This is a genomic window from Polaromonas sp. P1_G2 (assembly GCF_056405515.1).
Genome location: NZ_JBFUBY010000201.1, coordinates 1 through 9,626, shown reverse-complemented (window position 1 = coordinate 9,626; position 9,626 = coordinate 1). Strand labels below are relative to the sequence as shown.

Here is a 9,626-nt window from a genome sequence, read left to right as displayed (position 1 = left end):
CAGGCGGTGTATTTCAGCCGCTCGCGCGGGCGTCTCTGGCACAAGGGCGAGGAATCCGGCAACCAGCAAACGGTGCATGAAATCCGCCTGGACTGCGACAACGACGTGATCCTGCTCAAGGTGACTCAGCTGGGTCACACGCCGGGCATCGCCTGCCACACGGGCCGTCACAGCTGCTTTTTCAGTGTGTATAAAGACGGCCGGTGGGTAGTGACCGAGCCGGTCCTGAAAGACCCGACAAGCATGTATAAACAGACTCCCGGCAAACATGACCACGAATGACTCCCTCCAGCGCCTGGCGCTCATCATCGAAAGCCGCAAAGCGGCCAACGGCGGAGACCCGGACAAAAGTTATGTGGCGCGCCTGTTGCACAAGGGCCCCGACGCCTTTTTGAAGAAAATCGGCGAGGAGGCCACCGAAACCGTGATGGCCGCCAAGGACATTGACTGTGCGCTGGCCCAGGGCGGTGCGTCGGACGAGCTCAAGGGCAAGCTGGTCGGTGAAGTCGCCGACCTGTGGTTTCACAGCCTGATCGCGCTGGCGCACTACGGCCTGAGCCCGGCCGACGTGATCGCCGAACTGGAGCGCCGCGAAGGCACCAGCGGCATCGAGGAAAAAGCGCTGCGCAAGGCCCAGCATCGCGACGCGGCTGAAAAACCGTGAGCGCGCGCCGGCCGCCGATTTCACTTTTGACTTCACCGTGACAGGAAGCTGACCCATGGAAACCGATCTGGCCGAATTCGAAGGCAAGAACCCCAACGACCGCGTTGTCATGCACGTGCTGTACGGCCTGCACACGCTGGCCTGGTTCAGCGGCGGCGTGTTTGCGGTGATCGCCCTGATCGTCAACTACATACGCCGCGCCGAAGAGTCCGACCCGCTCTACATCGACCACCACAATTACATGATCCGCACCTTCTGGTGGACGCTGGGCTGGCTGGTGCTGCTGTCGCCGCTGTGGMTGCTGTTTGTGTTCCCGGGTTTTATCGCCTACGTAGTCGTGTGGTTCTGGTACCTGTACCGCTGCGTGCGCGGCTGGATGCGCTTCAACAGCCATCGCCCCACTTAAGTCCTTCCAAGCTGACCAAGCCATGAACCATTCCGATAATTGCATTTTCTGCAAGATCGCCGCAGGCGCCATCCCCAGCCGCAAGGTCTATGAGGACGACGAATTGTTCGCTTTTCACGACATCAACCCCTGGGCGCCGGTGCATTTCCTGGTCATCCCCAAAGCGCATATCCCGTCCATGGCGCAGGTGGGTCCCGAACACGCCGCGCTGCTGGGCCGCATGATGGTGCTGGCGCCCAAGCTGGCGATTGAGCAGGGCTGCAATCCCTACCCGGAAGGCGGCTACCGTATCGTGACAAATACCGGTGCCGAAGGCGGGCAGGAAGTGCATCATTTGCACTTTCACGTCATAGGTGGCCCCCGCCCTTGGCTGAAAGGTTAGATCGAGGAGCAAAGGGAACCCCGGCGCCAGCAAGCGCACTAACCCGGTAGGGCAATGTGTGTAATCAGCGTCCTGACAGGCCGGGCCTTTAGAATCAAGCCAGTTCCGTGCAAACCGGCAATTTCGCATTTACCTGCACTTACACATCTCAATTCCAGACTAGGAGTAAATCATGGGTGGACTTTCCATTTGGCACTGGTTGATCGTGCTGTTGATCGTGGTGATGGTTTTTGGCACCAAAAAGTTGAAGAACATGGGCAGCGACCTCGGTGGTGCGGTCAAGGGTTTCAAGGACGGCATGAAGGACGGCAGCCAGCCTCCCGCCGACGTTCCTGTGCCGCCTGCAAGTGTCACGACGAACGCCCAGGCCTCGGACAAAACGACCATCGACGTCGAAGCTCGCCAGAAATCGTAATTCAGGCCTGACATTCAGTGATTGACCTCGGCATTTCCAAAATGGCGCTGATAGGCGCCGTGGCGCTGATCGTCATCGGCCCGGAAAAGCTGCCGCGCGTGGCGCGCACCGTGGGCATGTTGCTGGGCAAGGCCCAGCGTTATGTGGCCGACGTCAAAAACGAGGTCAACCGCTCCATGGAGCTGGACGAACTCAAGAAGATGAAGGAAAGCGTCGAGGGCGCCGCCCGCGACGTCGAGAATTCCATCCAGACCAATGCCAGCGACTTCGAGAAGTCCTGGGCCGAGGCCACGGGCGAGCCGTCCTCAGGCGCCTTGCCGGGCATGGAAATTTTCCCTGAGTACAAGCACCCGAAAAAGAAGTGGCGGCTCAAGCAGGGCGCGACACCCCAGTGGTACAAGGCCCGTTCCGGCGTGCGCACCCGCGCGCAGTCGGGGGCAGCCCGCGTGGCACGTTTCCGTCCGCAGCCGGGCCGCCTGTCTTGAGCCTTCCTGCTGACCTTCTGTTTTTTGCGCATCCCACGGCGCCACCCACCCAGCGCAAACTTCCTTCATGAGCGATCCCAACACCGACAAGCCCGACGAACTCGCGGGCACTGAGCAGCCCTTTGTGCAGCACCTGATGGAGCTGCGCGACCGGATGATCAAGGCGGTGGTTGCCATCGGCATCGCCGCCGCCGTGCTGGCGTTTTTCCCCGGTGCCAGTGCCCTCTATGACCTGATGGCCGCGCCGCTGGTGGCAACCCTGCCCCAGGGCTCCAAGCTGATCGCCATCAGCGTGATCACGCCCTTCGTGGTGCCGATCAAGATTCTGTTCATGGCAGCCTTCATGATCGCGCTGCCGGTGGTGCTTTATCAGGTATGGGCTTTCGTCGCGCCCGGCCTGTATTCGCACGAGAAAAAACTGGTCATGCCGCTGGTGATCTCCAGCACGCTGCTGTTTTTTATCGGTGTGGCGTTTTGTTATTTCGTCGTGTTCGGGCAGGTGTTTCATTTCATCCAGAGTTTTGCGCCCAAGTCCATCATCGCCACGCCTGACATCGAGGAATACCTGAGCTTCGTGCTGGGCATGTTCCTGGCCTTCGGGCTGGCCTTTGAGGTGCCGATCGCGGTGATCCTGCTCGTGCGCATGGGCGTGCTCACCGTGGCTCAACTGCGCGAATACCGTGGGTACTTCTGGGTGGCGGCCGCCATCGGCACCGCATTGGTCACGCCGCCGGACGCGGGCTCGATGATCATGCTGCTGGGTGTTGTCGGAGGCCTCTATGAAGTGGGCATCCTCGCGGCCCTGCTCTTCGTCAAGCACACCAAGCCGCCCGAAACCGACGGCGACGCCGAAGCGGCCAAATCCTGAAACGGCCGCCGGCAGCCTAACGCTGCTGCTGTGCCCTGGGCCGCTGGCGCTTGCCGGGCGTGACGGCGATTTCGGTCTGCTTGTCCTTGCGCAGCACCGTCAGCGGGGCGGGGGTGCCGGGCTTGAGGGCAGCCACGGCGGTCAGCAACTGGCTCACATTGCGCACACCCTTGCCATCCACCGCGGTGATCACGTCGCCCGGCTGTATGCCGGCCTGCGCGGCGGGGCCGTTTTGCAGCACGCCGGTGATGATGACGCCGCCGTCCCTGGCCGCCGCGGGCTTGAGGCCGAAGGTCTCGGCCAGCTCGGGGTTCAGGTCCTGCGGCTCCACGCCTATCCAGCCGCGCGTGACCTGGCCGTCCTTCACGATGCCTTCAAGCACCTGTTTGGCGGTGGACACCGGAATGGCGAAGCCTATGCCCATGGAGCCGCCCGAGCGCGAGTAGATCGCGGTGTTGATGCCCATCAGGTTGCCGTTCACGTCGACCAGCGCGCCGCCCGAGTTGCCGGGGTTGATGGCCGCGTCGGTCTGGATGAAGTTCTCAAAGGTGTTGATGCCCAGCTGGTTGCGCCCCAGCGCGCTCACGATGCCGCCGGTGACGGTCTGGCCCACGCCGAAGGGGTTGCCAATGGCCATCACCGGGTCGCCCACCTGCAATGCGTCGGAGTTGCCCAGCACGATGACGGGCAGCTTGTCCAGGTCGATCTTGAGGATGGCCAGGTCGGTGTCGGGGTCGGTGCCTATGACCTGGGCCTTGGCCTTGCGCGTGTCGTTGAGGATGACCTCGATGTCGTCGGCGCCCTCGACCACATGGTTGTTGGTCAGGATGTAGCCGCTGGCGCTGATGATCACGCCGCTGCCCAGCCCGCCTTGCGGCTCGTTGGGGCTCTGGTCGCCGAAGAAAAACTTGAACCACGGGTCTTCGGCGTGCGGGTTCCTGGCGGCGGCCTTGCTGGTGTTGATGCTGACGACGGCTGCGGAAGCGGTTTTGGCGGCCGAGGCAAAACCGCCGGCGGCGCCCGGGCTGCGCGGTGCGCTACCGGCGGGAGCCTCGATCACGGAGACACCGGGCGTGTTGCCGCGATCCAGCCACTGTGGCTTGAGCGTGGCCACCACAAAATAGGCGGCCAGCAGGACGGTCACCGTTTGGGAAAAAAGAAGCCAGGTACGTTTCATGAAGCGATGGGGCGGGTGCGGCGCGGGGTGCGGGGAACAAACAGGTGTGAAGCCAGGGGCCTGGCCGGGGAGCGGCCGGGTGATGAAGTTTATCGCTTCGGGTCCCCGGCCGCTTGTAAGCAAGCATGCCGCTTTGCTCCGGTACCATGTTTCCGGGCGGCTGCCAGGCCGCGCCGCGGGACTGGCCGGAACAGCCGTCCCGGAATCAACAACCATAACGGAGGCGACATTCATGCATCAATGTTCAAGGCGGACCTGGCTTGCGCGCGGCGCGGCCGTAATGGCGGCGGGTTCGGCGGGGCTGGCGTTGCCGGTCCTGGCCGCGCCCACCGCGACGAAATTTCCGGCCAGCCTGGTGGTGCAGGGCACGGCGCTGCAGCTCAACGGCGCCGGCACACGCTTCAAGGCCATTTTCCAGGTCTACGACATGGCCATGTACACGAGCCGCAAGGTGGCGTCGGCCGATGAGGCGATGAAGCTGGGCACGCCCATCCGCCTGGCATTCGTGGCGCTGCGGGAAGTCTCCGGCACCGACCTCGGCCGGCTCTTCCTGCGCGGCATGGCCGACAACTCCAGCCGCGATGCGGTCAGCCGCCATTCGGTGTCGAGCAACCGGCTGATCGACATCTTCTCGGGCCGCAGCAAGCTGATGCCCGGCGATTCCTTTGCGATGGAGTTCGTTCCGGGCAAAGGCACCAGCTTTTTCATCGTCGAGCAGCCGCAGGGTGCGCCGGTCGGCGACGCGGAGTTCTTCCGCATGGTGCTGGGCATCTGGCTGGGCTCCGTGCCGGCCGACTTCATGCTGAAGGACGCCCTGCTGGGCCTCGAAAAAAACTGAGCGCCCTGAGACAATCGGGCCATGAACACCACACGACAGGACTTGCTGCAGGCCTTTGACGCGCTTTTGCAGCCCGCGCGCTTCAAGGACTACGGCCCCAACGGCCTGCAGGTCGAGGGCAAGCCTGAAGTCCACACGATCGTCTCCGGCGTCACCGCCAGCCTGGCGCTGATAGAGGCGGCGGTGGCCGCGCGGGCCGATGCCATTTTTGTGCACCACGGCCTGTTCTGGCGCGGCCAGGATGGCCGCGTCACGGGATGGATGAAGCAGCGCCTGGCATTGCTGTTGGCCCATGACATCAATCTCTATGCCTACCACCTGCCGCTGGATGCGCATCCCGAACTGGGCAACAACGCGCAACTGGGCCTGCAACTGGGGTTGGCCGCCAGCGGGCGCTTCGGCGAGCAGGACCTGGGCTTTATGGGGGAGCGCGCCGACGGCGGCCGTTTTGCCGACACCGCTGCGCTGGCGGCGCATGTGCAGCAAGTGCTGAAGCGGCCGGTCGTCCAGGCCGSGCCGGCGCAGAAAGCCATCCACCGCATCGCCTGGTGCACCGGCGGCGCACAGGGTTATTTCGAGGCGGCGATCGCCGCGGGCGCCGACGCCTTCATCACGGGTGAGATTTCCGAGCCGCAAGCGCATTACGCGCGCGAGATGGGCGTGGCCTTCATCGCCTGCGGCCACCACGCCTCCGAGCGCTACGGCGCGCCGGCGGTGGCGGGACAGGTCGCGGCGCAGCTGGGCCTGGCCCACCAGTTCATCGATATCGACAACCCGGCCTGAGCTCCGTCCGCAGCGGCCGGGTCAGGCCGGTTTGTGGCGCGGCCGGCCGGCCCGGGGCGGCTTGATGCCGGCGGTTTTCGGGCTTTTCGGGGTTTTCGTGGTTTGGGGCCGTGAAGCCGCCTTCGGCACGGCGTCGCGCAGGGCGCGCCAGCTGGAGCCCAGTTCGGCATGTTCCACCGGCACGGCKGTGCGGCTTTCCGGGTCCAGCAGCGCCGCGCGGGAGCGCATCGCGCGAGCGGCCTCAGCAACCGACTGCGCTTCGTGCAGCAGCTGGTCCACGTCCTTGCCCGCGGCCGACAGGTGGACGATGCCGACGGCGATGTCCGGCGAGATCCGGATGTGCCGGCCGTCCAGCGAGGCCACGTCCAGGGGGCGGCGCAGGCTGGTGGCCACACGCAGGCCCAGCGTGCGTATCCAGCGCGGCGAGTGCATGGTCTCCAGCAGCACCACGAAGCAGCGGTCGTAGTAGCGCCCCGCCGGGTTCACGGTGCCGGTGTGGCGTTGCATGCGGCGCGCCAGCTGGATGTAAATGTCGTTGAGGCCTGCCTGGCCTATTTGCGGCAGCAAGCGCTCGGGCTCGAACAGCAGCACGGCCATCAGGGCGCCGTCGCGCCGGGTGCGCTGGCGACGATGCTGCGCGCGAATGATTTTCTGCACCATGGCCACGCCATCGTAGAGCTGCGTGATGGGGTCGCGCCGCGACACCTCGCCCTGCATCATCTGCCGGATCTGGTGGTTGCGCAGCCAGAGCATCGCGGCGGTGATGAGTACGCTGAGCAGCGCCGCCAGCGCCACGCCGGCCTGCAGCAGCAGCGGCGGCCGCGTGGTATTCAGCGCCATCCCATAAAGGCCGATCTGCGCGGGCAGGGTGAGCAGGCAGCCAAGGGCCAGGCCCCAGGCCATACGGTCGCCCAGTTGCGTGGCGCGCACCGACAGCCAGAGCACCACCGACAGGTTGGCGATCGCCAGCGCGCCGGAGACCGGCAGGCGCCATTCAGGCGCGAGCAGCAGGCACAGCGGCCCGCCCGCCAGGCACACCAGGGTCATCGCCAGCAGGCTGACTTTCATCAGGTGGTCGCGCTGGTGGGCCGACAGCCACTGGCTGGCGCCGTAGCTGCCCATGGCCGCGCACAGCGGCCCGGCCAGGACCTGCGCCATGGCCAGCGGGTCTTGCGTGTCAGGCCAGATGGCGGCGGGCAGCCCGCTGAGCAGCAGCACCACCACCCAGCACAAGGCCAGGTAGGCCAGCGTCTGTGAGGCGGCGCGCGTGCGGCTGTAAAAGGTATCGGCCAAGGCCAGCAGGACCACCAGGCCGAGCGCGCCGGCGGCCGCGCTCCACAGCACCATGTCGGCGTGGCATACCCATTTTTTCGCGATTATGGTCCGTCCTGCCGCGGAATGCACCCTGCCGCTGGAATTCGCCGTATTACGGCGGGGGATGCGTTGTGGCTAAGCCCTTGCTCATCACCATGGGTGACCCGGCCGGCATAGGCCCGGAAATCATCGCAAAAGCTTTTCGCGAGGCGCCCGCCGACCTGGCCGGCTGTGCCGTGGTGGGCGACGTGGCCACGCTGCGCCGCGCCGCCGCGCTGACCGCATCCCCGCTGGCGCTCCCGGTGGCGCAACTGGGCAGTCTGTCCGGGCTGCCCGGCGTGCCGCCGCGCTGCATCCCTGTGCTGCAACAGTGCGCGCTGCCGGGCCTTGTTCCTTATGGACAGGTCAGCGCCACGGCCGGCCAGGCCGCGGCCGACTGCATCGTCTGGGCGGCGCGCCGCGTACTGGCCGGCGAGGCCGCGGCACTGGTGACCGCGCCCATCCACAAGGAGGCCCTGGCCGCCGCCGGTGGCTGGGCGGCGGGTTTTCCGGGCCACACCGAAATGCTGCAGGCCGAGGCGGCCGCGTTTCTGGGCAAAGCCGTGGGTGAGGTGCCGGTGCGCATGATGCTGGCCAATGACGAGTTGCGCACCGTGCTGGTCAGCATCCACATGTCGCTCAGGCACGCCATTGAGGCCGTGACTTTTGACAATGTGCTGCAAACCCTGCGCATCACGCACGGCGCCGTGGCAGCCAGCCTGGGGCGCGCGCCGCGCATCGCGGTAGCGGGGCTCAACCCCCATGCCGGCGAAGGCGGGCTGTTCGGCCATGAGGAGCAGGCCATCATCGCCCCGGCCATCGCCGCCGCCCGCGCGGAAGGTCTCGATGTGAGCGGCCCCTTCGCGCCCGACACGGTGTTCATGCGCGCGCGCCAGGCCGCCGGCAAGCCCGGCGAGTTTGACGTGGTGGTCGCGATGTACCACGACCAGGGGCTGATCCCGGTCAAGTACTTGGGGGTGGAGCAGGGGGTCAACGTCACGCTGGGACTGCCGCTGGTGCGGACCAGTCCCGACCACGGGACGGCTTTCGACATCGCGGGCAGCGGTCGTGCCGACGCTTCCAGCCTGCTGGCCGCCGTGCGCATGGCGCGCCGGCTTGCGRCTTGCTGACGCCTATCGGCCTGCGTTACGGCCTATTTTTTGAGGCTGTCGCGGATCTCGCGCAGTAGCACGATGTCTTCGGGGGTTGCCGCGGGCGCCGGCGCGGCTTCGTGGCTGCGCTTGAGGCGGTTGATCTGCTTGACCATCAGGAAAATGATGAAGGCCAGGATGACGAAGTTGACCGCGACGGYGATGAAGTTGCCATAGGCGAAGACCGGCACGCCGGCTTTCTTCAGCGCGTCCAGCGTGGTGGCCGTGCCCGGCGGCACCGTCCCCAGCACCACGAACAGGTTGGAAAAATCCAGCTTACCGAAGAGGGCGCCGACGAGCGGGAGTATCAGGTCGCTGACGACCGAGTCCACGATCTTGCCGAAGGCCGCGCCAATGATCACGCCGACGGCCAGGTCGACCACGTTGCCCTTGACGGCAAATTCCTTGAATTCCTGCATCATTCCCATGAAGTCTCTCCTCTTGTTGGAAAAAACATTATCAAGGCTGGGCCTGCCGGCGCGGCCCGCGCGCGGGCCCGGCTTGAAACAAAGTATGTGCAATCTGGATGGTGCTTAAAAAACAGGCAGACAGCACGCCGCGGCGTAGCTTCGGGCCACCGGGATACGGCCGCTTGCCTTGAAAACCGGCATCGCGCTCCGCTACAATTGCGGGTTGACCCCACTATGCCTATTTCAAGCCAGTTCTTGAAGGACTCTCATGACCCAAGCAAGCGAAGCAAGCGTGAATGGTGTGCCGCACGGCGCTCCCGTAGACAAAGATAAAAGAAACTGGCTGGTGACCACCTGTGCGGTGGGCGGCGCAGGCGCCCTCGCCACCGCTGTTCCCTTTGTCAGCACGTTCCAGCCCTCCGAAAAAGCCAAAGCCGCCGGCGCCGCCGTCGAAGTCGATATTTCCGATGTCAAGCCCGGTGAAAAAATCACGGTGGAATGGCGCGGCAAGCCGGTCTGGATCATCAAACGCACGCCCGCACAGCTCGCCGAACTGCCCAAGGTCGATGCCCTGCTGGCCGATCCCAAGTCCGAGCGCAAGCCCGACGAACTGACCCCCGCCTACGCCCGCAACGAAAACCGCTCCATCAAGCCCGAAACGCTGGTCGTCGTCGGCATCTGCTCGCACCTGGGT

The 9,626-nt window shown here is 65.3% G+C and carries 14 protein-coding genes; 11 read left to right on the top strand and 3 right to left on the bottom strand.

The annotated features are described in order from the left end of the window. The 7 genes from AC1D0P_RS18285 to tatC all read left to right on the top strand — a co-directional run. The coding region (locus AC1D0P_RS18285; RefSeq protein ID WP_477678051.1) for a phosphoribosyl-AMP cyclohydrolase at positions 1 to 282 on the top strand (282 nt) is incomplete at its 5' end. Then, a complete protein-coding gene (locus AC1D0P_RS18280) occupies positions 269 to 664 on the top strand; it encodes a phosphoribosyl-ATP diphosphatase (RefSeq protein ID WP_477652452.1) in 396 nt (131 codons plus the stop codon). The genes AC1D0P_RS18285 and AC1D0P_RS18280, both read left to right, overlap by 14 nt. A gap of 55 nt (positions 665 to 719) precedes the next feature. Next, positions 720 to 1,070 carry a DUF4870 family protein gene (locus AC1D0P_RS18275; protein WP_477678050.1) on the top strand — a complete coding sequence of 117 codons (351 nt, stop codon included), beginning with the start codon at positions 720 to 722 and terminating at the stop codon, positions 1,068 to 1,070. A gap of 22 nt (positions 1,071 to 1,092) precedes the next feature. Then, positions 1,093 to 1,452: a histidine triad nucleotide-binding protein gene (locus AC1D0P_RS18270; protein WP_477678049.1), complete on the top strand. Its 360-nt coding sequence runs from the start codon at positions 1,093 to 1,095 to the stop codon at positions 1,450 to 1,452. A 172-nt stretch (positions 1,453 to 1,624) separates the two neighbouring features. Then, entirely contained in the window at positions 1,625 to 1,867 is a 243-nt protein-coding gene (gene tatA, locus AC1D0P_RS18265) for a Sec-independent protein translocase subunit TatA (protein ID WP_477678048.1), read from the top strand. 17 nt (positions 1,868 to 1,884) lie between these two features. Then, positions 1,885 to 2,352, top strand: a complete 468-nt coding sequence (gene tatB / locus AC1D0P_RS18260; RefSeq protein ID WP_477678047.1) for a Sec-independent protein translocase protein TatB — start codon at positions 1,885 to 1,887, stop codon at positions 2,350 to 2,352. Between the two features lie 67 nt (positions 2,353 to 2,419). Continuing rightward, on the top strand, positions 2,420 to 3,220 hold the full coding sequence (gene tatC / locus AC1D0P_RS18255; RefSeq protein WP_477678046.1) for a twin-arginine translocase subunit TatC: 801 nt from the start codon (positions 2,420 to 2,422) through the stop codon (positions 3,218 to 3,220). A gap of 16 nt (positions 3,221 to 3,236) precedes the next feature. On the opposite strand, the gene AC1D0P_RS18250 is transcribed toward tatC, so the two are convergent. Continuing rightward, the gene (locus AC1D0P_RS18250; protein ID WP_477652458.1) at positions 3,237 to 4,397 is read right to left on the bottom strand and encodes a S1C family serine protease; all 1,161 of its coding nucleotides are present in this window, start codon (positions 4,395 to 4,397) and stop codon (positions 3,237 to 3,239) included. A 232-nt stretch (positions 4,398 to 4,629) separates the two neighbouring features. Between AC1D0P_RS18250 and AC1D0P_RS18245 the strand changes: the two genes are divergently transcribed. Both AC1D0P_RS18245 and AC1D0P_RS18240 read left to right on the top strand, forming a co-directional pair. Beyond that, positions 4,630 to 5,235, top strand: coding sequence for a chalcone isomerase family protein (locus AC1D0P_RS18245; RefSeq protein ID WP_477678045.1), 606 nt, complete (start codon positions 4,630 to 4,632; stop codon positions 5,233 to 5,235). A 21-nt stretch (positions 5,236 to 5,256) separates the two neighbouring features. Beyond that, positions 5,257 to 6,018 carry a Nif3-like dinuclear metal center hexameric protein gene (locus tag AC1D0P_RS18240; RefSeq protein ID WP_477678044.1) on the top strand — a complete coding sequence of 254 codons (762 nt, stop codon included), beginning with the start codon at positions 5,257 to 5,259 and terminating at the stop codon, positions 6,016 to 6,018. Positions 6,019 to 6,039: 21 nt separating this feature from the next. Here the strand turns inward: AC1D0P_RS18240 and AC1D0P_RS18235 are convergent, their stop codons facing one another. After that, entirely contained in the window at positions 6,040 to 7,365 is a 1,326-nt protein-coding gene (locus tag AC1D0P_RS18235; RefSeq protein ID WP_477678043.1) for a GGDEF domain-containing protein, read from the bottom strand. A 122-nt stretch (positions 7,366 to 7,487) separates the two neighbouring features. Between AC1D0P_RS18235 and pdxA the strand changes: the two genes are divergently transcribed. After that, positions 7,488 to 8,501: a 4-hydroxythreonine-4-phosphate dehydrogenase PdxA gene (gene pdxA / locus AC1D0P_RS18230; protein WP_477678052.1), complete on the top strand. Its 1,014-nt coding sequence runs from the start codon at positions 7,488 to 7,490 to the stop codon at positions 8,499 to 8,501. A gap of 23 nt (positions 8,502 to 8,524) precedes the next feature. Here pdxA and mscL read toward each other — a convergent pair whose 3' ends face one another. Continuing rightward, a complete protein-coding gene (gene mscL / locus AC1D0P_RS18225) occupies positions 8,525 to 8,950 on the bottom strand; it encodes a large conductance mechanosensitive channel protein MscL (RefSeq protein WP_477678042.1) in 426 nt (141 codons plus the stop codon). Between the two features lie 250 nt (positions 8,951 to 9,200). On the opposite strand from mscL, the gene petA reads away from it, so the two are divergent. Further along, positions 9,201 to 9,626: ubiquinol-cytochrome c reductase iron-sulfur subunit (gene petA / locus AC1D0P_RS18220; RefSeq protein ID WP_477678041.1), on the top strand; the 426-nt coding region annotated here is incomplete at its 3' end.